The organism is Micromonospora sp. LOL_013, from assembly GCF_048060315.1.
Classification (GTDB): Bacteria; Actinomycetota; Actinomycetes; order Mycobacteriales; family Micromonosporaceae; genus Micromonospora_E.
This window is the reverse complement of the sequence record NZ_JBHMIQ010000045.1, coordinates 14,371-35,524: the sequence shown is the minus strand read 5'-3', so window position 1 is coordinate 35,524 and position 21,154 is coordinate 14,371. Positions and strand designations below refer to the sequence as shown.

Below are 21,154 nucleotides of genomic sequence, written 5' to 3'. Positions count from 1 at the left end.
CCTGTTCGGTCTTAGGTGTCGTGGACGGCCATCTACCGCCCGCTGCTGGCCACCGCCCAGGTCGGGCGAAGCGTCCGACTCGGGCGGGTGATGTCTTGTCGACCAGCCTGCCGGGGTGGCATCGGCGGAACAATGATCCTGATTCCTGATTTCTTTGCTCATCGTCCAGACCTGTGGATGTTCGGCATACTCTCCGGGAAACTGGGCAGGGTGTGGACGACACCCAGCTGCGCGATCCCGGCGATGAGCGACCCGCTCGGCGAGACCCTGCACATGTTCCGGCTGACCGGCACCCTCTACTGCCGGGCCGAGCTGACCGCCCCGTGGGGCATCGACGTGCCGGCTCTGCCGGGCTGCATGACGTTGCAGGTGGTCACCGCCGGCCGGTGCTGGCTGGAGGTGGGCGATGCCGAGCCGTACCTGATCGGGCCGGGCAGTCTGACGCTGATTCCGGACGGTGTCCCGCACCGGTTCCGCAGCGCCCCGGACGCATCGACGCGGCCGTTGTTCGACATTCCGGTGCAGCAGCTCAGCGAGCGCTACGAGATCATGCGACACGGGGGCGGCGGCGAGCTCACCCAGGTGACGTACGCGGTGCTGCGCCCGGACCACGTCGCCGCCCGGCGGTTGATCGCTCAGCTACCGCCCGTGCTGCATCTCGACCGGTTCGACGACGACGAGTCGGGGTGGCTGCACAGCACGTTGCGGCTGGTCGCCCGGGAGGCACAGGCGCTGCAGCCGGGGGGTGAGACGATGCTGACCCGGCTGGCCGACATACTGGTGATCCAAGCGATCCGGTCCTGGTTGGACGCCGCTGCGGAGGCGCGCCAGGGTTGGCTGGCCGCGCTCCGCGACGACCAAATCGGCCGGGCGCTGACCGCGCTGCACCGCGAGCCCGGGCAGGACTGGACGGTCGGCACCCTGGCCCAGCAGGCGGGCATGTCCCGGTCGGCGTTCGCCGCCCGGTTCACCGAACTGGTCGGTGAACCGGTGATCCGCTACCTGGCGACCTGGCGGCTGCAGCTGGCCCACGACCACCTGCGGCGCTCCGCCGACCCGCTGCCGGTGGTCGCCCGCCGGTTCGGCTACCACTCGGAGGCGGCGTTCTGCCGGGCCTTCAAAAGGGCGTACGGGGTTGCGCCGGGCCAGGTCCGTCGGGAACGGCTCGGCGCCGGGAACGACTGACCCGACGCGAGGTCGCGGACCGGTGAACCGGCACACTAGGTGGATGGCACACCTGCGGGTCGACTTCTACTCCGACGTGCTGGAGCAGGCCACCTCGATGACCGTCCTGCTACCCCAGCACACCAGGACCCGGATCGGCGCTACCGCGCGGGCCGGCGACGCCGATTCCCCGGTGCTCTATCTCTTGCACGGGCTTACCGACGATGCCACCGCGTGGACCCGGTACAGCTCCATCGAGCGGTACGCCGAGGAACGCGGCCTGGCCGTGGTGATGCCCCAGGTGCATCGCAGCATGTACGCCGACGAGGTGCACGGAGCACCGTTCTGGACCTTCCTGTCCACCGAACTGCCGGCCGTGGTCGACTCGTTCTTCCGGGTTTCCCGACGGCGGGAGGACACCTTCGTCGCGGGCCTGTCGATGGGCGGGTACGGGGCGTTGCGCTGGGCGCTGCGCCAGCCGCACCGGTTCGCGGCGGCGGCCAGCCTGTCCGGCGTACTCGACGTGGCCGCCCGCCAGCACGGACCGTCGGTGTCCACCACCGACCCACTGATGCGGCGGGTCTTCGGCGAGCAGGACATCGCCGGCAGCGACGACGACCTGCTCGCGGTGCTCGACCGGGCCGACCCGGCGGCGGTGCCGCAGCTCTGGCTGTGCTGCGGCACCGAGGACGTGCTGTACCCGGACAACGTCCGGTTCCGCGACGCCTGCGTGGCGCGGGGTGTCTCGCTCACCGTCCACTTCGAATCCGGTGACCATGTGTGGAGCTACTGGGACGCCAAGATCCGGGACGTACTCGCCTGGCTGCCGCTGTGACCGATGGAACCGACGCGGCGCGAATGGCCGCCGGGCTGGGCGATCAGTTGACCACGCTGACCTTCACCGATCTCGGCACCGAACAGGTCACCAGGACGATCATCGACGCCGTGGTGCGGTGGGGTACCGAGCAGGGCTGGCGGGTGTACCGGCGGGCAGCCAGCGTACTGCCGCTGCCGCCGCCGATGCACGGCCGGCACTCGGTCGTCGACGTGGCCTGTGCCCGGCCCGACGCGCCGCCGCTGGTGGTCGAGGTGGACCACACCGACCGACGCCGTACGGTCGAGAAACTGCTCGCCGAGGCCGCAGCCGGTCGAGTGGCGATCTGGGTCCGATGGGGCAGCCGTGGCTTTACCGCCCCGCCCGAGCCGGTGCGCATGGTCACCGTGCCGGTCACCGCCCGAGCCGCGGAGCGACCGGGCGTACGGTTGTTCAGCCGGCAGCCGGCGCGGCCGTTGGCGCCGCCCGATCACCGGCCCGGCCCGGTGACCGCAGCCGGGCCTCCGTCGTCCCTGTTCGACCCGGCTGACGGCGAGCCGCCCACCGGTGGTTGACCGCCCGGCTGGGCCGGCCGGCGGATCATCCCGCTGCGGGTGCCGGAGCCATCCCCGTTGTCCACGCGCTGAGCACGCGAACCGGTCCCGGCACCCACAGATCGGGACACGGAGGCACGGTGGCTCACGCCCTCCCGCGCAGGAGCGGACCACGTCGGATCTCGCTGTGAACAGTCTCGGCCACCGTGAACGTCCGCAAAAGGCGCATCGCGTGACAGAATCTGGTGCTGATGTCACGGCGAGGACAAGGTGACTCGCTCAGGAAGGACGGTGACATCCGTGTCCGCTGTGGAGGTCAAGTCGGAGCTGCGCACCCTGCGGGCCGGTCGCGGCGTGTCGGCGCCCGATCTGTCCGGTCGGCTCGGCGACCGCCTGCGTACGCTCTGCGGCAACAGTGCGGTGAACCGCGACGACGAGCCCGCCGATTTGCGCGAGCGGGTGATAGCCGAGCTGAACAGCCAGGTCCGACGCCTACCGGACGACATGGCGCTGGCGGCGCGGGTCGCGCTGGGGCTGCACCCGCAGGCGCAGGACGCGCACTTCCGTGGCCGGGTCGCCTGGCTTGCCCGGCGGCTGGGTCGCGAGGACCGGACCGCGCTGCGTCGGATCAACGAAGCGGAAGTGCTGCTGGCCGAGGCGATCGGCCAGGAGCTGGGCCGGCGCAGCTCCAGCCCGGTCGGAGCCGGTTGGCACGTCGCCGGGCTGCGGGTGCTGGTCCGGCTGGACACCCCGACGATGGAGGCGTACGAGGAACGGCGGATCGTCGCCGACCGGGACGGCGTCGACGAGATCATGCTCGGCATGTCGCTGCCCTGCCCGCCGGGCAGCGACGGGCTCGACATCCGGGCAGATGTGCACTGGGGTGGGCGGCTGATCAGACACGAACGACCGCTGCCGCAGCGGTCGCAGTTGGTCGTCGGCCTGCCCCGGCCACTCGCCGCCGGTGAATCATGCGACTTCAGTGTGGTCACTCGACTGGGTCCGAGCCAGATCGCCTCACCGCACTACGTGCTGACGGCCACCCGACGGTGCCGACGGTTCGAGCTGCGAGTGAGATTCGACCCGGTCCGGTTGCCCAAGTGGGTGCGGCGGGTGACCGGGGAGCCCGTTCGGTTACTGGACACACCGCAGCCCGGCAGCGAACTGCTGCAGCCGGACGCGGTCGGCGAGGTCTACACGGAATTCGACGATCCGGAACTGTATCTCGCGTACGGCATCCAGTGGTTTCCGGCACTACAGCCGTGACGCAGGATCGGAACGTTGGCACGGGTCAGTCGGTCTCCATCACGCATCACCTCCGCTGACGTCGACAGGCAGAATCCGGTGAAACTGCCATTGGCAGACAGCGATCGACTGCGTCTCCCCGGCCGGTGCCGGGAATCGCGCCGATCAGACGGGACAAGGTAGTGGTTGGTCGACAACGGTTGCCCGGCATCGGCCCGGCAAGTGCCGGCTAGCCGACGCTAGGCGGTCGGACCCGACCAGGGTGTGACGCTGGCCGGGGGCTGCACACAGGTGGACTGCACCGCAGACCGGCTGGGCCGGGCGGCGAGCGTGGACACCAGGAACGTCGCGCAACGCGACGGCCCGCTGATTCCTCGTGGCCGGCTTTCCGGCCACCGATAGGTCAGTTACCGCTGACCGAGGCTACGACAGCGCGATCCGGCCGGCACGGCCGTCGATCGCCAGGCGAGACAGCGTCGAATCGCTGGGCCGGGTCGTCGGGCAATGAATGCATCGGGCAATGAATGCACGTGGCTCAAGGTCAATCATGATCTGTCTCCCCGTGAGTCGCCGTACAGTAACCTTATCACCGCCCGCCAAGTTTGCCATCGTAAATACGGCGACAACCCGGTCACAGTCCTCTGTCCACAAGGCTGGCCGGTCCGGACAGGCCGGTCGGTCCGGGCGACATCTGATAACCTCGCCGTAGCGTCGCGTGCCGGTGGCAGTCCGTGTCAGGCATGGAGGTGCCGGACCGAAGGGAGCACGACGATGACAAGCGCCGTTTCCTTGCCCTCCACAAGTGAGTGAGGGCGACGAAGCCAGGCTGGTGGCCTGGAGCCGCGAACTGCGCGGTGTGCACAACCGGCTCCGCGAGGCGCTGACCTACACCCGAGAGGCGTTGGCCGCCGGCCGGCCGGCGGAGCCTGCGACCCGGGATTTGCTGCTGTTCTGTCACGGATTCTGCGCCGCTCTGACTGCCCACCACGAGGGCGAGGACGGTCGACTGTTCCCGGCCATCGCCGCACAGCATCCCGAGCTGCACGACACGCTACGCAACCTGCGGCAGGACCATTCGATGATCGCGTACCTGCTGACCGGGCTGCAGGCCGCCGTGGCGCGAGCCGCGCCGCCCGCCGAGCTGGACCGGCACCTGGATGGCCTGGCCGCGATCATGGAGTCCCACTTCAGGTACGAGGAACGCCAACTGCTGACGGTGCTGGAGACGCTGGCGCTGGACGCGGATCCGGGCAGCGTGCTGGGGCCGCTGTAACCCGGCCGGCCGGGCGCCGCTGCGCGTCTGGCCCGCCCGTCCGCCGGAGCCCACCGCGCGTCAGCTCCGGCTGCCCGGCGTGGCCCGACCCCGGCTGCGGCGGGCGAGCCTGCCCTGCAATGCCCGGCGGGCGACCGGCTTCAGGTCGTCGACGACGTCGACCAGCACCGCCATCTGTTCCAACGCGGCCAACGGCGATCCGGCCAGCACCCGGCGGAGCACCAGCTCGATCTCGTCGGTCCACAGCCGCAGCGCGGCCGCCGCAGCCGGAGCGAGCCGCTCGTCGGTCTGCGAACGGAACGTCGGTGCCCTGCTCGGGAAAGAGGATGTGGCGGGTCGCGCCGAGGTGCAGCAACGGCCCGGTGACCGGCGGGCCGCGCCAGAACCGGTCCATCACCCCGGTGCCGACGCAGCCGATGGACTGCTCGCGACCAGTGGTACGGCCAGCAGCGCCAGCCGGTGATCAAGTGCGGCGGCGGCGACCACCAGGGTGAGCCGGACGGCGACCTCGGCGAGTGCCCGGTCACGACCGCGCTCCGGCGGTACGCCCTGCTCCAGCCACAGTCGCAGCCGGTCGAACGACCATGCGGTGGCTTTGCCTGAGACCGGGCGGAAGGCCCGGTCGGCGAGCGGGCCGAGGCGACCCCACCCGGGCGTGTAGTCGTAGCCGGTCCGGAACCGGACGCCGTTGAGGGTCGGCTGGTAGCGCCAGAAGCCGTGGCCGGACCGGATCAGCGACAGCTTGTGGTCGCAGGTGAACCGCAACGCGGAGGCAGCGGAGCCGTCGGGTCGGCGGCGCTCGCCGGTGGACTGTCCGGTGCCGGCGACGGTCAGGCCGGGCAGCAGCGGGTGGCGTACCGGAACCGTCCCTGCGACCCGTACGGCTCGATCCGGGTGAAGCGCAGGTCCCACCGGGCGTGCCGGGCCGGGTCCTGGGTGTACGCCACACCTGGTCAACCGGGGCCTGGATCAGCGCCTCGATGTACAGCACGCCTGACCTCCCTGGTTTGAGCGAATGCTCAACTGAGAGGTTGGCACGAGTCTTGAGCAGTCGCTCAAATGATCGGTGGCCGCGCTGACCTGCAGGCGGCGATCAGTCGGCCGGGGCCCACGGACTGACCGCGATCCGGCCGGTGGTGCCGATGTCGAGGCCGCCGTCGGGCTCCAGCACCTGCGCCGGTACGCCCGCAGCCGGCGCCACGGCCAGGAAGCTGCCGTGCGTCGGCGAGACCCGAACATCGTCCACTGTGTTGCGCCAGACCAGGACCGCGCCGGCCCGCTGACCGGGCTGCACCGTGATCGGTACGGGGCTGCCGGCCACGGTGTCGATCCGGGCGATCACCTCGGCACCCTCGATCACCTCGACCGCCAGCGGCTGCAGTTGCTCGTCGAGGACCGTGAGCTCCGGAAAGCCGTCGACGTGCACCGGTTCCTCGGCACAGTTGACCAGCCGAATCGGCATCGCCCGCAGACCCATCGCGGCGTCCACCTCACCCAGACTGAGCAGCGCTCCGGAGTCCGGGCAGTCAGGTGACGGATCCGCCGACGGCACCGGCGTCGGCGTGGGGACGGGTGCCAGATCGTTGTCCGGTGGCTGCGGACCTGGTTGCGGCAGCTGACCGGCACAGCCGGCGAGCAGCACCGCCGTCAGCAGTAGCGCACCGGCCCGTCGGCGAATCACCGGTCGCCCGTCTGGTTCCCGGAGACAGGCTCGCCGCCGCCGTCGCTGCCGCCGTCCTTCTCGTCCTTGTCGTCCTCGTCGAACGGTTCGTCGCTCCACCGCCACCGGGCCTCGTCGCCCTCGACGTGCAGCAGGAACTCCGACACCGCCGCCCCGTCCGAGTCGATCAGCACGACCGCAGCCCGAACCTGCTGGTACGCCCGTTCCCAGGCGCCGTCGTCCGGACCGTCCTCGACCACCCGCATCGCCCGCAGCTCCGCGTCGAAGATCGGCCGCAGCGGCGCGAACGACTCGGTCGGCCGGAGGGTGGCGTACAGCCAGGGAAAGTCGCCGTCGGTCACCGCCAAATCAGCCAGCAGCACGCCGTCGTGGTCGCGCAGCGACCAGCTCACTCCGAATCCCATGCCACCCATCTCTTCCGCCGCGCGCCGCCGTCGGCACAGTAGTACAGCCGGGCACCTACCGTGGTGCCCCGTCCCAGGCCTGAGGACCGGCCCGCCGGGTGCCGTCCGGCCCTGCCGCCGACCGCGTCGACCCGGGACCGTGAGGGTATGACCGCGCGAGCGCACCACCGACGCCCCGAGGCGAAATGCCCGATCCGGCCAAGCGAGCCCTGCACGCTGTGCCTGCCCGGCGCCACCGGTCCGGCCGACTGCGGCCTCGTCTACCTGGTGATGAGCGACGACGAACTCCGCGCTGGGCTGCACGAGAACCGCCGGGTCGCGGCCTAGCTGATCACGTCCGCTAGGCCAGCGCCAATCGGGCGGGTTGGGATCGGACGCTCCACCGCTGCCCCGCCCCGTACATCCGGTTCTACCCGGTACGCCCCGGCACCGGGCAGGCTGCTGACCGCCTCGACCAGTTCAGTGCCGATGTAGTGCAGGCCGACCCCGTCGTCGGTGGCGTACCCGGCCGGCAGGTCGCCCGACGCGACGCACTCCAGGTACCGCCTCCGGCGCGGCTGTTCCGCCAGGTCATGGTGTACGCCGTTGCTGTACGGCAACAACCCCAACGTCTCGGTGACCGGGTCGAGCCGCTCAGAAAAAGAGTCCGTCACCCCGCCGGTGTGCCAGCAGATACTGCCAGCACTCCCCCCGCCCAACACCACACCGGCCGCCCAGCACTCGCGGAGGATGGCGTCGACCCGGTGCGCCCGCCACACGGCGAGCAGATTCACCACGCTGCCGCCCGTCACCCAGATCAGCTGCTGCTCGCGCAGGAACGCCCCGACGTCGTCGACGTTCGGTCGAGGAAACAACTGCAGGTGGGACGGGATCACCTGCTTGGCGTCGCCGACCGCCGCGTAGAAAGACTCGATCACGTCTAGCTGGTCACCGGTAGCGGTCGGCACCAGGCAGACCTTCGCCACCGGCACACCGGTCAACGAGATTGCGTGGTCGAGCAGCGCGCTGCGGCGCGGAGCCGGTTCACCCGGCGGCGGATGCAGGATGCCGGAGACAGCGAAGATCTGGCGACGACCTGGGGGCATCTGCCCATCATGCAGGAACCACCGCCGCCTTCCAACGAATGACTCAAGATCTATTACACGTTTTCAAGCTATATGTGACCTGTAGACAGCTGAGCAGGATATATTGTGCTTCCATCCGATTTGAGGGGTTAACGGCCGAGACCTGGTTGGGAGCACGCGCATGCCGAGTCACGCGGACGCGTCGGCGCCGGCTTCCGTCCTGCCTGGCGCCGATCGGCGTGTCGCACCCCGGTTGCCGAACGGTGGAGCTGGCCGTCGGCACTCCAGCAAACCGGACGGGAGCCGGGGCGGAAGGGTCCTGGTCCTCGAGAACGACGGGCCCGAGAGCCCGGCGGACCGGCTCGACGAGGAGTTCGACGTCGCGCTCCGCCTGCGCGGGCCGGTAGACCTGGAGGCACTGCCAGCCGTACTCGCTCAATACCAGCCGAAGCTGCTGCTGCTGAAGCAATCCCTGGACGCCGCCGATGCACGGCTGATCGCCGCCTGTCGCGCCCACCGGGTGCCGATCCTCGTCCTCGCCCGACCGGTGTACGGACTTCTCCGGCCAGCCCGCCTACGACGTCACGGCGGGCTGCCCTGGTTCCAGCTGCGTTCCGGTCCACTGACGACGGCAGACATGTGGGCGAAAAGAGGACTCGACCTCGCCTTGATCTTACTCGCGGCGCCGCTGCTCGTTCCCCTGCTGCTACTCGTCGGCGCGGCGGTGGCCGTGACCGGCCCTCCACTGTACGTGCAGACCAGAGTAGGTGCCGGTGGCCGGCTCTTCCGACTGGTCAAGTTCCGGACCATGCACGTCGACGCGGAGTCCGCCACAGGGCCGACGTTGGCCACTGCCGACGACGACCGGATCACCAGACTCGGCCGGTTGCTCCGGCGTACCCGCCTCGACGAGCTCCCGCAGCTGTGGAACGTCGTCCGGGGGGAGATGAGCCTGGTGGGTCCGCGGCCCGAACGGCCCGAGTTCGTCGGCGAGCTGTGCCGGCTCCAGCACTACCACCTGCGTCACCTCATCCGACCAGGGCTGACCGGCATCGCGCAGCTGACCGGCGGTTATGCAGCGACGGCTGAGGACAAGCTTCGGTGTGACCTGCTGTACCTGCACTGCCGGTCGCTGCGGCTGGACCTGGGTCTGCTCCTGCTCACCATCGTGGAACTCTGCCGGGGATTCCCCCGTGGTTAGCCTGTCAACCGGGACCGGCCGCCGGGTGGCCCGCAACACCGCCAGTCTGCTGGGCGGTCGACTGATCGTCACCGCAGTCGGGTTGGTGACGCTGCCCCTGGTGTATCGGCACCTCGGCAGCCAGGAGTTCGGTATCTGGGTGTTGCTCTGCGCAGTCGTCGCTGTCCTGGCCATCATCGACCTGGGCCTCGGCTCGGCCATGGTACGTGAAGTCGCGCGGGACGACGGCGACTCGTCGCCCCGGCGGCTACGTGCCACGCTGGCCCTCGGGCTGGGCTGGGCGGTGTGCCTCGCCGTACTGGCAACGGCCCTACTGACCGCCTCCTGGCCCTGGGTCGGTCGGTTGTTGCAGCTGGGTGAGCTCGCCGGTGAGGCACGCCGGGCGATGTTGTGGTTGCTGGTGTCACTGTTCCTCGGCGGCGTCGAACTGCCGTGGCGCGCGGTTCTGGAGGGCACCCAGCGGCACGGCACGGCGGCCTGGATCGGTGCCGGAGCCGCACTGGTGGGCGGCGTGCTGACGGTCGGGCTGCTCCGGATCGGCGGTGGGCTGGTGGGCCTGGCCGCCGTCACCGCCCTGACCAGCGGCCTGCGGGGCGGACTGACCATTCTGGCCGCCCGCCGGTACTGCCCGGCCTACACCCCGCGGCTGCCCGACATCCGGCGTGAGGATCTGCGTGTGGTCCGCGGCTACGGCCTCCGGGTGCAGGCCACGAGCGCCGCAGGGGTGGTCAACACGGAGCTCGATCGGTTCGTACTGAGTGGCTTCTTCACCCCGGCCACCGCAGGGCACTTCGACCTGGGTGCCCGGCTGCTGAACCTGCTCCGGCTACCGCCGGGGTTCGCGCTGCTCGCGCTTTTTCCGGTCGCTGTCGCGGGCGTGGCCAACCCTGGTTGGCTCAACCGGTTCTACCTGCGAACGACGTGGCGTCTGGCCGCCTTTCTGGCACCGTGCACGGCTGCCGTCGTGGTGGCCGCCGACCCCCTGGTCCGGCTCTGGATCGGCGACCAGGTGCCCTGGGCGGCGACGAACCTCGCGGTACTGGCTCCCGCGTACGCGGTCAACCTGGTGCTCGGCGCGGCGACGATCGTGGCCCGGGCGGAGGGACGCCCCGGTCTCGAGACCCGGTACGTCATGCTGTCGGTCCTGCTCAACCTTGGTACGACGGTCCCCCTCATCTGGTTGTACGGCCCGGTCGGCGTACCGCTCGCCACCGCGGCTGCGATCCTGCTCTCGTCGGGCTATTTTCTGTGGCACTTCCACCGCAGCACGGCTCGGCCGCTGACGCCGGTGCTGCGAATCCTCGGCTGGACAACCACCGCCGCCGTCGTCGCGGCGGCCGTCGGCGGTCTCGTGTCGCCGCACCTGCCGGACGGCGACGGACGGCTGGGCGCTGCGCTCGCGGTGTGCTGCAGAACCGGTATCACGTTGCTGGTCGCGACGCTCCTGGTGGCCGGCGTGCGATGGTTCCGCCCCACGATCGACGGTCGCGCAGCAGATTCGGCGGACCGCACGGCGGCTCAGGTGAACCCGTGTGTCGATACGGAGATTGCCGTTCGCACCGGAGCACCGTTGACCGACGAAGTTGGCAGCCGATGAGTCCCCGTCGTGCCTCCTGCCTGGTCTGCGGTCCGGGACCGACCGACGAAGCCATCCTTGGAGGACGGCTGCGGCAGTGTCTGGCCTGCGGCTTCGCCTGGACGATCGGCGCGGCCGATCCGACACCGGACCTCTACGACGACACGTACTTCGAAGGCGGCGGTTACGAGGACTACTTCCTGCCGGGGCCGCGCCGGTTCGAAGCCAGCCGGCGGTTGCGCTGGCTGCGCTCCACGATCCGGCCGCAGTCCCTGCTCGAGGTCGGACCAGCGGGCGGGTTCTTCCTGGAGGCTGCCCGGAGGTGCGGCATCGACGTGTACGGCGTCGAGGTCTCCGCGGCGGCGACGCGGTACGCCCGCGACCGCCTCAACCTGCCAGTTGAGCAGGGCAGCTTCGAATCCGCGACGCTGCCCGACCGAATCGACGCGGTCTGTGCCTTCCACGTACTCGAACACGTCACGGATCCCTGGCAGTTCCTGCGTGCCGCACGAGCGGCGCTGCGTCCCGGGGGTGCGTTGGTGCTCGAGGTTCCCAACATCGCCTCGGCGGCGGCCCGGCTGCTCGGCGAGCGATGGCCTGGGCTGCAACCCGAGTACCACCGTTGGCACTTCACCCCCGGCTCGCTGGCGCACCTGGTGACGATGGCCGGGTTTCGGGTGCTCCGGCAGGACACCACGGTGTTCCGCTACTACATGCCGCTCCGGTATCAGCTACGGCACGCCCACCGGCTGCTGCCATCGGACTGGTCGGCGACCCGCTCGCTGCGGCTGGTCCATCCACGACAGGGCGACCTGGTCCGTCTGGTGGCGAAAGCGACGGACGGCGAGTGACAGGAGAACCGATGAGATCTGCGGAGAAAGTTGCGACCGGCTGCCTGCTGTGCGGCGACGGCTCGGGCGGTCGCCCCGTCACGGACGGGCTGCTCCGGCGCTGCGACACCTGCCAGTTCGTCTGGACGGTCAGCGAGTTGCCGCCACCCGAGCAGTTGTACGACCGCGCCTACTACGAAACCGACGGATACCAGGACTATTTCGCGTCCGCCGGACAACGACGGTACGAGTCCGCCCGGCGGCTCCGCTGGCTGCGGTCACGGGTTCGCCCGGCGACCCTGCTGGAGGCGGGGTCGGCAGGTGGCTACTTTCTGCGGGCCGCCCGCGACGCCGGCATCGACGCCCGCGGCGTCGAGGTGTCGGACGCCGCCGCCAGCTTCGCCCGGGAGCAACTGGGTGTGCCGGTACGCACGGACCGGTTCGAGGATCAAGCGCCAGGAGCCCCGGTCGAGGCGGTGTGCGCCTTCCACGTACTCGAACACGTGACCGATCCGCGACGGTTCCTGGCGGCTGCCCGGGCTGCACTGCGACCGGACGGCTGGCTGGCGTTGGAGGTGCCCAACATCGCTTCGGCGGCTGCGCGCAGGCTTGGCAGCGGGTGGCCGGCGATCGCCCCCGACTACCACCGTTGGCACTTCACGCCGCACTCGCTCGCCCGGCTGCTGGCCGAGTCCGGCTTCCGGGTGGTCGGTCAGGACACGATCTTTTCCCGCTACTACTGGCGGGCTCCGGCCCGCCTGCGGCAGGCCCGCAACCTGGTGGTCGCCGACTTCGCGGCCTGTCGATCGCTGCGAGTCAGCCACCCGACCCTCGGCGACCTGCTGCGGGTCTTTGCGCGCAGGGAGGATTCATGAGCAGCGTGGACCTGTCGATCCTGCTGGTGAGCTGGAACACCCGGGAGGAGACACGGGCGTGCCTCGAGTCGCTGCCCACTGGGATCCGCGGGGACCTGAGTCTCGAGATCGTCGCCGTCGACAACGGCTCGTGCGACGGGTCGGCCGAGCTACTGGCCGACCATCCCCAGGTACGGCTGCTACGCAACGAGCACAACGTCGGATTCGCCGCCGCCGTCAACCAGGCCTACCGGCAGGCCCGAGGCGCGCTGATCCTGCTGCTCAACAGCGATGTCCGGTTTCACCCGGGCGCATTGAGCACAATGGTCGAGCATCTGCGACAGCACCCCGAGGCTGCCGGGGTCAGTCCGCTGTACCTGAACCCGGACGGGACCTTCCAGCAGCACTATGTCAATCTGCCGAGTTTCACTGCCACGATCGCTCTGGTCACCGCGCTCCGCAAGCTCCCGGTCTTCCGGCAGGCGCTGCACAAATTCCAGATGCGCGGGGAGGACTTCAGCCGACCCCGGTTGCTGGCCTCCGGCAGCTGCATGCTGCTGAGGAGGCAGGTGCTGCCGACGGATCATATTTTCGACGAACGGTTTCCGATTTACTGGAACGACGCCGTGCTCGCCCGCACGTTGCGGGACGCCGGCCGCCAGTTGTGGATGATCCCACACGCGGTGGTGACGCACAGTAGAGGCGCCTCGTGCCGTCGGCTCGGACCAACCATCCGGCAGCGCCATCTACTCGGCAGCCTGGTCGGCTATCTGTCCATGACCGAGCCGCGATACAAGCTGGCTGTCTTCCGCGCGGTGAGCCTCGTCGATCACGGTCTGAAACGGCTCTTTGGCCGGCCCGTGCCGCTGGGACTGAGCGATCTACGAGCGGCGCTACGCGGCGACGTCGGTCCGCTGCCTGATGGTGACATCCGGGACTGGTGGGTGATCGTCGACTCGGGGCGGTCCGTGGCAGCTGCCGGCTCCCCTCCGTCAGGCACGGTGACCTCAGCCCTGGTGACGGAGGCGAGCCGGCGGCAGGACAAGCGGGTCTTGCTGCTGCGCGCGGAGCCCGCCGCGCGGTCACGCTGGCGGTTGACGGTCCAGACGCAGGACCAGTCCGTCTGGACCACAGACCTTCCGTCGGCGCTGCCGTTCGGCAGGTACGTCGGTTGGATCGATCGGGTCAATCTGCAGGTCGGCGCCGGCCGGCTACGTCGCTGGCTGGACCGGCAGGCCGGCGCCCGGGTGCTGTACCTGACCGACGAGCGCGTGACCGCGGTGATCGGATACCTCGGCGAGGATGAAGTACACAGTCTCTCGTCGCCCCTTCCGGCAGCGGCGGAACCAGCTCATGTCTAGGCATGGTCACCCGGTCCGCTCGTCGTCCCGGTCCGTTGCCATGCCACGGCCGCGGCGACACGGTGCCGGCGACACCGATGTGTCACGACAGTCCGTCGGCACCGGCAGCGGGTGGGTGGTGATGTTCAGCGCCACACCATGGCGTGGCGGAGCCCACCGCCAGCACGCGTTGGCCCGGCAGATCGCGGTCGACCGTCGGGTGCTCTACGTGGATCCCCCCGGCCAGCTACCGAGTTGGCGAATGTCGGTCACCCCGGTGGAGCACAACCTGTGGCGCGCCGAGGTGCCCGTCCTCCTACCGCTCGGCCGACAGCTGCCCCCGGCCAACCTGGTCAACCGCCGGTGCGGCGCGTCACTCATCCGTCGCTGGTTGGACGACCGGCCGGGCCACCGGTTGCTGTGGATCGACGAGGACCTGGCCGCGACGGTCGCAGGGCGCTTGGGAGAGCTGGCTGTCGTCTACGACGCAACAGATCTGGACTGGACCTTCACCCGGCGGTGGAACCGATGGCACCTACGGCGGGCCCTGGGCAATGCGCTGGCCGCCGCCGATGTGGTGTTGGCCTCGTCGTCGGCGCTGCCCGCGCGGCTACCCAGCGGGCACCGGTCGGTGGTGGTACTACCGAACGGCTGTGATCCGGACCGGTTTTATCCAGCCGGGCCGGTCTCCTCGTGGCTGGCCCGGCTGCCCCGGCCGGTGCTGGGCTACGTCGGTGCCGTCGACACTCGGGCGTTCGACGCCGACCTGGTGGCGCATCTGGCCACCGAGCACCCAGAGTGGACCTTCGTACTCGCCGGTCCGACGACCCGGGGCGGCCGGAGTCCGCTCGTCAGGCTGCCCAACATCGTTCTCACCGGTCCGGTTCCCTTCGCGGACGTCCCCGGGATCCTGCGCGGCTGTGACGTGACAATCATCCCTTACCGGGTCGGCGGGCTGATCGACTACGTGCATCCCAAGAAGTGCTACGAGTATCTCGCGATGGGCAAACCCGTCGTCGCCACACCGCTACCGGCGCTGCGTAGCATCGGCGCTCCGATCCGGCTGGCGGCGGGGCCGCAGCAGTTCGGCGCGGCGGTCGAGGAGGCGTTGCAGACAGCGGACGTTCCGGCCGAGGTGTCGCTACGCCGGTCCGTCGCGGTCGACAACAGCTGGGCGGTGCGGGGCGCCCAGCTGCGTACTCTGCTCACGGATCTGGCCGGACCGCCACTATGAGACTGGCATACGGCTTGTGGACCGCGCCGCTGCCGATGGTGTTCGCCGCGACCGTCGTCGGGGCGCTGGCCGTCTCACCCGGCACCCTCGGCACCGTCCTGGCAGCCTCGGCTGTCTGCTGCGCGGCGTTCGTGCTCTGGCCGTGGGCGGTGCTCCCAGTCGCCATCATCGGCGGCACGATTGCCGGCGTGACCATCGGCGGCGGCGACGTCGCCACGATCGTCGCGATGCACGCGGCCCTACTGGGTGCCGGGGGGATCGCACTGGCGATCCGGGTGCTGATCGGGGCGGAGAAGCTTCGGCGTACCACTGCGGACCTGCCGATGCTGGGTCTCACGCTGTTGGTGCTGCTGGCGGCGGTGTACGGCCTCTCGCTCGGCAACCCACCCCGGGACGTCCTGGTCGGTGCCTACCAGATCGCGGTCATTCCGGTCTACTTCTGGATCGCGGCCCAGACGCTGGGCGACCTGAGACGGCTGCGCGCAGCCGCCATTCTCTACCTGGTGCCGACCGTGGCACTCACACTGACAGCGCTGGCCACTGCAACCCAGACAGGTGGCTTGATCGCGCTACTCGCCGTACCACCGCTGATCGTCCTGGCCGGGCTCGCCGAAGGTTGGAGCCGGGCCGGCTTCGCCTTGCTCGCCGGGTTACTCCTGGCGGATGTTGCCGTGTCGATGTACCGGGCGCTGTGGTTGGCCGCGGCAGTCGCTCTCGCGGTGATGCTGGTCTGGGGCGGACGGACCCTACGTCGTGGCATGGCAGCGACGGTCGCCGTCGCCGTCGCCGGTGTCGTGTTCTTGGCCCTGGTGTCGAGCCTTGCCAACCACGTCGACGTGGTGGCCCTTGAACTGCAGGAGTCGTCGGGCTACCGGGGCCCCGAGTCCGCTGTCGGAATGAACGTCTTCGCGGAGCGCCCTTTCACCGGCGGCGGGCTGGGGCAGTCGGTGCGGGACATCTACCTACCAGACTTCACCCGAGATGATGTCGGCCCGGTCTACCACGCCTTCTACGTGACCGTCCTGGCGAACATCGGCATCCTTGGCCTCATCGTCGTGCTATGGCCGCTTTACCGCACAATACGGAACGGATTTCTGTACGGTAACGGCATAGCGTTCGGGTTCGCCGCGCTCACCTGTGGATTCCTTGTCGGAGCAGCATTCGCCGGACCGACGGCGGGCCACTGGGAACTCGGCCTGCTGCCAGCTCTGACGATGATCACGGGTTCGATCGATACACCACAGCCGACCGTACCCGAGGAGGTGAGGACATGACCGAGTCGAACGCGACCGCGGTGATCGTGACGCACAACTCGCAAGATCATATTCGCGCCACTCTGACGGAACTGGCGAGAAGCCGACTACCGGTCATCGTGGTGGACAATTCCTCCAGCGACTCCACAGCAACGATCGTACGATCAGAGTTTCCCGAGGTGACGCTGCAGACGAACATCGTGAACGTCGGTTTCGCGACTGCCGTCAACCAGGCAGTCACGGCCGTCCGGACCGATGTCGTACTGCTGGTGAACCCGGACTGCGCATGCCCTTCCGCTACGGTAGACGCCCTCCTCACCGCTTTGCGTGACCACCCTCATGCCGGGATCGTAGGGCCACGCATACGCCGCCCGGACGGGCAGATAGCCATCAGTGCACACCCGTTCGAGTCATTGACCACGGTCGTCGCGTCCCGGTTCGGCGGCAGTCTGCTACCGGTACAGCTACGCCGGCTGGTGTCCGGACGAACCCGCCGGGCGACGTACGACGCGTGCCGGGAGACGGGCGGCCCGGTCTCCGTCGACTGGATCTCCGGCGCGTGCATGGCAGTGCGCGTGCACCTGCTGCGACGAATCGGCGGCCTCGACGAAGGTTACTTCCTCTACTACGAGGACGAGGAGCTGTGCCTTCAGGCATGGCGCAACGATGTCGCGGTCCTGTACCTGCCGTCCGCGGAGGCGATGCATGTGGGCGGCGGCAGCAGCAGCGCCGACCCTGCCCGCACCTGGCCGCACCTGTACCGGAGCATGCTGCGCTTCTTCGCGCTCCACCGACCCACGACGCTCGCGGCCCTCCGCGCCGTGGTACTGCTGCGCGCGATGCTCGGTATAGGTATCGCCGGGATGCGGTTGCCCATCCAACCTCGAACCGGAGCGGCCCGCGCTCGAGCCTGGTCAGAGATCTCACGGATCGCGTTGTCCAGCCGGCCGGAAAAATCGTGGAGGAAAAAGTGCACGTGATGGTCACCGTCGTCGGCGCACGGACGGAACACTGGATCGAATTATTCGCCGCCCTGGCGAATCGCCCTGATGTCACGGTCACGGTTGTCGCGGCCAATGTTTCCGAGCTGACCCGGACCGAGCTCGACCTGGTGTCAAGCAGGTCCACCAGGTTCCGTTACCACGTCGTTCCCCATCTGTTGGGGGAAGGCCGGACCGGGCACATGGCATCGGTCCTCTTCCGGACTGACGTCAGCCGAGTTGTAGAGCAACCACCGGATGTCGTGCATATCATCGGTGAGGCCGCCTACCTGTCGACCTGGCAGGTAATCCGTTCCTGCCGGCGACGCTGGCCGGGCGTACCGGTCTCGCTCTACGCCGCGCAGAACATCGTCATCGGGTTTCCGGCGCCCTTCCCCACCATTGAACGGTACTCCTATCGTCAGGTCGATCACATGTTCCCGATCACCCCGGCGGCGCTCTACGTCCTTCGAGTTAAGGGATACGCCGGCAACGCTTCCGTCGTGCCCCTGGGCGTCGACCCGAAACTCTTCCGGCCAGGACCGACCGGAGACGCAGGCCGTCGCTTCACCGTTGGATTCGTCGGTCGGCTCGAACACCACAAGGGTATCGCCGATCTGCTGCGCGCGGCCGAGTCGGTCGACTGTGACGTGGCGTTCATCGGCGCAGGTGCCCTCCGGCCCCTGGTCGAGCGGGCGATCGGGCGCCGCCCAGGGCGAATCGTGCTGCATTCCTGGGCAGATCACCATGACCTGCCCGGCCACCTCAATCGGATGGATGCCCTGGCGCTGCCCTCCGTCGAGGTCGTGCAGCGCAACGTCCTGCCGTGGGTGGGCATTCCGCTACGCGAACAGTTCGGCCGGGTACTTGTCGAGGCGATGGCCTGTGGCACACCGGTGGTCGGCAGCGACGTCGGCGAGATACCACACGTGATCGGCGATGCCGGCCTGACCTTCACCGCTGGCGACTGGGTCGGTCTTGCCAACTGTCTCTCCCGACTCCGGGATGATTCGGAGCTCGCAGCCAGGCTGTCCGCCAACGGACTGGCCCGAGTCAACCGGTTGTTCAGCTGGGAGAGCATCGCTGACGCCATGTGCGATGCGTGGAACGGGCTTCGCGGCGCCGGGGACCGGCGCTCGGCGACGGGTCTGCCCCGACATCGCGGGGAACCGCACCGTGCGCCGCGCGCCGCCGCAGCACAGCAGTTGGAGGCGAAACCATGACCCGGTGGTCCCGTGGCCTGCCGACAGTCCGTGCCGTCGCCCGGCTCGCCGGGCTTCCGGTCTTCGGATTGTGCCTCGGGCTGCTCGCCGCGCAGTTGGTCACCCAGTGGACCCCGCCCACCTATCAGGCGTCGGCTTCGCTGCTGATCAGTGCGAAGGGCGACGGGGAAGTTGCCGGCCAGGAGACGGCGTCGATCACCCTCGCGCAGAGTCTGGCGCCGACGATCGCCCGGATGGCCGAGACGCGCGAGGTCGCGGCCAGGGCCGCCGACAGTTTGCGGTTGCCGGCGGACGAGGTCGTCGGGCAGGTGACCGGACAGTTCGAGCCCGGCATGCAGATCGTCACCGTGGCGGCGGCCGCCCGCTCGGCCGACCGGGCGGCCGCGATCGCAAACGAAGCCGCAGCCGCGGTGATCGGGCGGCTCGCTGACTTCGCGCTCGCGGAGCAGGTTCAGGTCGATGCGCGGGTGCTGGACCGGGCCACTGCGCCGGCCCGGCCGGTCCTACCGAAACCCACGCTGAACAGCGCGCTCGGTGCGGTAGCCGGCCTACTCGTCGGCCTCGGCCTGACGACCGCCCGCAACCGGTTCGACAATCGGCTACGCGATGTTCAGGCGGTGGACGCCCAGCTGGGTCTGCCGGTGCTGGCGGTCTTCCCGCAGCTGCCGCGACGCTTTGCGCCGCGACATGTCCGGATGCTGCGACACGGTGCGGCGACCGTGGCGGCGGACGCCCTGGTCGCAGCCCTCAGCGTCTTCGTCGATTCGCTGCCCGGCCGGCGGATCTTGGTCACCAGCGCCCGACACGACGACGGGAAGGCCATGGTGGCCGCCCTGCTGGCCCTTCGGATCGCCGACGGCCGCGACAACGCGACGCTCGTCGAAGCTCAGAGCACCGGTCAAGGTGACCCGCAGCCGGCTGCCGACCGCATCGTACTGAGCTTCATGGAACGCACCTTCGGCCGGCCGGCAATCGGCCCTGTTCCGACCGTCGTCGGTGCGGACCTGGTGGGCCAGTGGCCGACCGGCGGGCAGCTCGACGAGACCATCGGCCGCACGGACGACGACCTGGTGCTGCACGCGCCGCCAATCCTGACCGGAACCACGGCGGCCACGCTCGCGAGAAAGGTCGACGCCGTCGTACTGGTGGTCCGGCGAGGTGACACCGACACGGCCGACGCCAAGCAGGCCTCGATGCTGATGCGGCACCTCGGTGTGCCGTTCGTCGGTGTCGTCGTCGTCGACGGCGCGACCATGCTGTCCCACCGGTTGTCCGGTCACCCTGACCGATTCGCGGCTCCGGGCTCCGACGGCGGTCGACACCGACGGACGGATCCACCGTCTGGCACCGAGACTCCGGCCGCTGCCGCCACGCCGACGGCGACCGCTCCTCGATCAACACAGTCCGCAGCACTGACCAGCGTTACACAATCAGCGATTCGCGCCGAATAGCAGCCATTCGATGCTGGTCAGTAGTAACCTATTTCAGCAGATGATGGCTACCGACATCCGTCCAGCCAATCATCAATTGATGAGACTTCTCAGAAGGAGTTCAGATGACCGTCATGCCGGCCATAGATCCGGAACCCACCGGCACCGCCGCCGGCGACCCACGGGCCTTGTACCTGGACCTCATGAAGCGCACCCTGACAAGGTACGCCTTCGGCGAATCATGGATTCGCTACCACCCGCGCCGCAATTCACTGCGCAGCACCCTGCTCCGCCAGGGTCAGCGGCTGCTCAACCGGCGGGACATGGACATCATGGTGCGATTCCCATTCAATGCTGACGAACGCACGAACGGCCGCGACTGGCCCCCGGAAGCCGAGACGATGATCGGTCTACGGCGACTCGACAACCTTGAGAAATGTGTGACTGAGGTGATCGATGACCAGGTTCCTGGGGACCTGATCGAGACCGGAGTGTGGCGCGGCGGTGCCTGCATCTTCATGCGCGCGTTACTCAAGGCGTACGGGGAGACCGATCGGGTGGTCTGGGTAGCCGACTCATTCCGAGGGCTGCCCCGACCGGACCCCGAGCGGCTCGAGGACGTAGAGGATGCCCTCTGGAAAGAGCCGTTCCTCGCCGTGCCGCTGGATCGGGTCCAGGCGAATTTCCGCCGGTACGGCCTGCTTGACGACCAGGTCCGGTTCCTGCCGGGTTGGTTCGAGGAGACGTTGCCGACGGCCGCGATCGACCGGGTCGCGGTCATGCGACTCGACGGGGATCTATACGACTCGACGATGGTGGCGCTCGACGCACTGTATCCAAAGCTCTCCGACGGCGGCTACGTCATCATCGACGACTATCACGCCGTACGTGGCTGCCGGCAGGCGGTCGACGACTTCAGGCGCGCTCACGGCATCAACGACGAGCTCCACCAGGTCGACTGGACCTGCCGGTACTGGCGCAAGTCGCCCTAGCAGCTCACCGGCTGAGTACTCCGACGTCGGTCCCAGCAGGAA

Annotated in this window: 21 protein-coding genes and 2 pseudogenes; 17 read left to right on the top strand and 6 right to left on the bottom strand. The window is 69.2% G+C overall.

What is annotated here, in order from left to right; all coding sequences use genetic code 11:
* Positions 1-243: 243 nt before the first annotated feature.
* From ACFHWS_RS24565 to ACFHWS_RS24545, 5 genes are all read left to right on the top strand, one after another.
* A complete protein-coding gene (locus tag ACFHWS_RS24565) occupies positions 244-1,185 on the top strand; it encodes an AraC family transcriptional regulator (protein WP_416557214.1) in 942 nt (313 codons plus the stop codon).
* A 43-nt stretch (positions 1,186-1,228) separates the two neighbouring features.
* Positions 1,229-1,999: an alpha/beta hydrolase gene (locus ACFHWS_RS24560; RefSeq protein WP_416569192.1), complete on the top strand. Its 771-nt coding sequence runs from the start codon at positions 1,229-1,231 to the stop codon at positions 1,997-1,999.
* The gene (locus ACFHWS_RS24555; RefSeq protein WP_416569191.1) at positions 1,996-2,553 is read left to right on the top strand and encodes a hypothetical protein; all 558 of its coding nucleotides are present in this window, start codon (positions 1,996-1,998) and stop codon (positions 2,551-2,553) included. Before ACFHWS_RS24560 ends, ACFHWS_RS24555 begins: the two co-directional genes overlap by 4 nt.
* A gap of 279 nt (positions 2,554-2,832) precedes the next feature.
* Positions 2,833-3,798 carry a hypothetical protein gene (locus ACFHWS_RS24550; RefSeq protein ID WP_416557217.1) on the top strand — a complete coding sequence of 322 codons (966 nt, stop codon included), beginning with the start codon at positions 2,833-2,835 and terminating at the stop codon, positions 3,796-3,798.
* A 781-nt stretch (positions 3,799-4,579) separates the two neighbouring features.
* Positions 4,580-5,050 carry a hemerythrin domain-containing protein gene (locus ACFHWS_RS24545; protein WP_416557218.1) on the top strand — a complete coding sequence of 157 codons (471 nt, stop codon included), beginning with the start codon at positions 4,580-4,582 and terminating at the stop codon, positions 5,048-5,050.
* A gap of 60 nt (positions 5,051-5,110) precedes the next feature.
* Here the strand turns inward: ACFHWS_RS24545 and ACFHWS_RS24540 are convergent.
* The 5 genes and pseudogenes from ACFHWS_RS24540 to ACFHWS_RS24520 form a co-directional block, all read right to left on the bottom strand.
* Positions 5,111-5,344, bottom strand: a pseudogene (locus ACFHWS_RS24540) (hypothetical protein); the annotation flags it as partial.
* A 40-nt stretch (positions 5,345-5,384) separates the two neighbouring features.
* Positions 5,385-5,444, bottom strand: a pseudogene (locus ACFHWS_RS24535) (hypothetical protein); the annotation flags it as partial.
* Entirely contained in the window at positions 5,444-5,962 is a 519-nt protein-coding gene (locus tag ACFHWS_RS24530; RefSeq protein WP_416557219.1) for a hypothetical protein, read from the bottom strand. The pseudogene ACFHWS_RS24535 and the gene ACFHWS_RS24530, both read right to left, overlap by 1 nt.
* Positions 5,963-6,143: 181 nt before the next feature.
* Positions 6,144-6,731 carry a DUF4232 domain-containing protein gene (locus ACFHWS_RS24525; protein ID WP_416569190.1) on the bottom strand — a complete coding sequence of 196 codons (588 nt, stop codon included), beginning with the start codon at positions 6,729-6,731 and terminating at the stop codon, positions 6,144-6,146.
* Complete coding sequence (locus ACFHWS_RS24520) at positions 6,728-7,135, bottom strand: hypothetical protein (RefSeq protein ID WP_416557221.1); 408 nt, start codon at positions 7,133-7,135, stop codon at positions 6,728-6,730. The genes ACFHWS_RS24525 and ACFHWS_RS24520 overlap by 4 nt, the downstream gene beginning before the upstream one ends.
* 147 nt (positions 7,136-7,282) lie before the next feature.
* Between ACFHWS_RS24520 and ACFHWS_RS24515 the strand changes: the two genes are divergently transcribed.
* On the top strand, positions 7,283-7,462 hold the full coding sequence (locus tag ACFHWS_RS24515; protein WP_416557222.1) for a DUF6767 domain-containing protein: 180 nt from the start codon (positions 7,283-7,285) through the stop codon (positions 7,460-7,462).
* Here ACFHWS_RS24515 and ACFHWS_RS24510 read toward each other — a convergent pair.
* Entirely contained in the window at positions 7,459-8,220 is a 762-nt protein-coding gene (locus ACFHWS_RS24510) for a Type 1 glutamine amidotransferase-like domain-containing protein (RefSeq protein WP_416569189.1), read from the bottom strand. The two genes, ACFHWS_RS24515 and ACFHWS_RS24510, sit on opposite strands and share 4 nt — an antisense overlap.
* A 160-nt stretch (positions 8,221-8,380) precedes the next feature.
* On the opposite strand from ACFHWS_RS24510, the gene ACFHWS_RS24505 reads away from it, so the two are divergent.
* The 11 genes from ACFHWS_RS24505 to ACFHWS_RS24455 all read left to right on the top strand — a co-directional run bounded on the left by ACFHWS_RS24505 (position 8,381) and on the right by ACFHWS_RS24455 (position 21,112).
* Positions 8,381-9,400, top strand: a complete 1,020-nt coding sequence (locus ACFHWS_RS24505) for a sugar transferase (RefSeq protein ID WP_416557224.1) — start codon at positions 8,381-8,383, stop codon at positions 9,398-9,400.
* Positions 9,393-10,997 (top strand): lipopolysaccharide biosynthesis protein, encoded by a 1,605-nt coding sequence (locus tag ACFHWS_RS24500; protein WP_416557225.1) that lies wholly within the window; start codon positions 9,393-9,395, stop codon positions 10,995-10,997. The genes ACFHWS_RS24505 and ACFHWS_RS24500 overlap by 8 nt, the downstream gene beginning before the upstream one ends.
* Positions 10,994-11,827, top strand: coding sequence for a methyltransferase domain-containing protein (locus tag ACFHWS_RS24495; protein ID WP_416557226.1), 834 nt, complete (start codon positions 10,994-10,996; stop codon positions 11,825-11,827). The genes ACFHWS_RS24500 and ACFHWS_RS24495 overlap by 4 nt, the downstream gene beginning before the upstream one ends.
* A gap of 11 nt (positions 11,828-11,838) precedes the next feature.
* The gene (locus tag ACFHWS_RS24490; RefSeq protein WP_416569188.1) at positions 11,839-12,681 is read left to right on the top strand and encodes a class I SAM-dependent methyltransferase; all 843 of its coding nucleotides are present in this window, start codon (positions 11,839-11,841) and stop codon (positions 12,679-12,681) included.
* Positions 12,678-14,021: a glycosyltransferase family 2 protein gene (locus tag ACFHWS_RS24485; protein ID WP_416569187.1), complete on the top strand. Its 1,344-nt coding sequence runs from the start codon at positions 12,678-12,680 to the stop codon at positions 14,019-14,021. The genes ACFHWS_RS24490 and ACFHWS_RS24485 overlap by 4 nt, the downstream gene beginning before the upstream one ends.
* A gap of 79 nt (positions 14,022-14,100) precedes the next feature.
* Entirely contained in the window at positions 14,101-15,234 is a 1,134-nt protein-coding gene (locus tag ACFHWS_RS24480; RefSeq protein WP_416569186.1) for a glycosyltransferase, read from the top strand.
* 188 nt (positions 15,235-15,422) lie between these two features.
* Positions 15,423-16,508 (top strand): O-antigen ligase family protein, encoded by a 1,086-nt coding sequence (locus ACFHWS_RS24475; protein WP_416569185.1) that lies wholly within the window; start codon positions 15,423-15,425, stop codon positions 16,506-16,508.
* Positions 16,505-17,467 (top strand): glycosyltransferase family 2 protein, encoded by a 963-nt coding sequence (locus ACFHWS_RS24470; protein WP_416557231.1) that lies wholly within the window; start codon positions 16,505-16,507, stop codon positions 17,465-17,467. Before ACFHWS_RS24475 ends, ACFHWS_RS24470 begins: the two co-directional genes overlap by 4 nt.
* On the top strand, positions 17,446-18,690 hold the full coding sequence (locus ACFHWS_RS24465; protein ID WP_416569184.1) for a glycosyltransferase family 4 protein: 1,245 nt from the start codon (positions 17,446-17,448) through the stop codon (positions 18,688-18,690). The genes ACFHWS_RS24470 and ACFHWS_RS24465 overlap by 22 nt, the downstream gene beginning before the upstream one ends.
* Positions 18,687-20,141, top strand: coding sequence for a hypothetical protein (locus ACFHWS_RS24460; RefSeq protein ID WP_416569183.1), 1,455 nt, complete (start codon positions 18,687-18,689; stop codon positions 20,139-20,141). The genes ACFHWS_RS24465 and ACFHWS_RS24460 overlap by 4 nt, the downstream gene beginning before the upstream one ends.
* 104 nt (positions 20,142-20,245) lie before the next feature.
* Positions 20,246-21,112, top strand: a complete 867-nt coding sequence (locus ACFHWS_RS24455; protein WP_416557234.1) for a TylF/MycF family methyltransferase — start codon at positions 20,246-20,248, stop codon at positions 21,110-21,112.
* Positions 21,113-21,154 lie beyond the last annotated feature (42 nt).

Coding starts and splice junctions, on each gene's coding strand:
- ACFHWS_RS24565 (WP_416557214.1), top strand. CDS start 244: ATGAGCGACCCGCTCGGCGAGACCCTGCACATGTTCCGGCTGACCGGC.
- ACFHWS_RS24560 (WP_416569192.1), top strand. CDS start 1,229: ATGGCACACCTGCGGGTCGACTTCTACTCCGACGTGCTGGAGCAGGCC.
- ACFHWS_RS24520 (WP_416557221.1), bottom strand. CDS start 7,135: ATGGGATTCGGAGTGAGCTGGTCGCTGCGCGACCACGACGGCGTGCTG.
- ACFHWS_RS24515 (WP_416557222.1), top strand. CDS start 7,283: ATGACCGCGCGAGCGCACCACCGACGCCCCGAGGCGAAATGCCCGATC.
- ACFHWS_RS24510 (WP_416569189.1), bottom strand. CDS start 8,220: ATGCCCCCAGGTCGTCGCCAGATCTTCGCTGTCTCCGGCATCCTGCAT.
- ACFHWS_RS24505 (WP_416557224.1), top strand. CDS start 8,381: ATGCCGAGTCACGCGGACGCGTCGGCGCCGGCTTCCGTCCTGCCTGGC.
- ACFHWS_RS24495 (WP_416557226.1), top strand. CDS start 10,994: ATGAGTCCCCGTCGTGCCTCCTGCCTGGTCTGCGGTCCGGGACCGACC.
- ACFHWS_RS24490 (WP_416569188.1), top strand. CDS start 11,839: ATGAGATCTGCGGAGAAAGTTGCGACCGGCTGCCTGCTGTGCGGCGAC.
- ACFHWS_RS24485 (WP_416569187.1), top strand. CDS start 12,678: ATGAGCAGCGTGGACCTGTCGATCCTGCTGGTGAGCTGGAACACCCGG.
- ACFHWS_RS24470 (WP_416557231.1), top strand. CDS start 16,505: ATGACCGAGTCGAACGCGACCGCGGTGATCGTGACGCACAACTCGCAA.
- ACFHWS_RS24460 (WP_416569183.1), top strand. CDS start 18,687: ATGACCCGGTGGTCCCGTGGCCTGCCGACAGTCCGTGCCGTCGCCCGG.
- ACFHWS_RS24455 (WP_416557234.1), top strand. CDS start 20,246: ATGACCGTCATGCCGGCCATAGATCCGGAACCCACCGGCACCGCCGCC.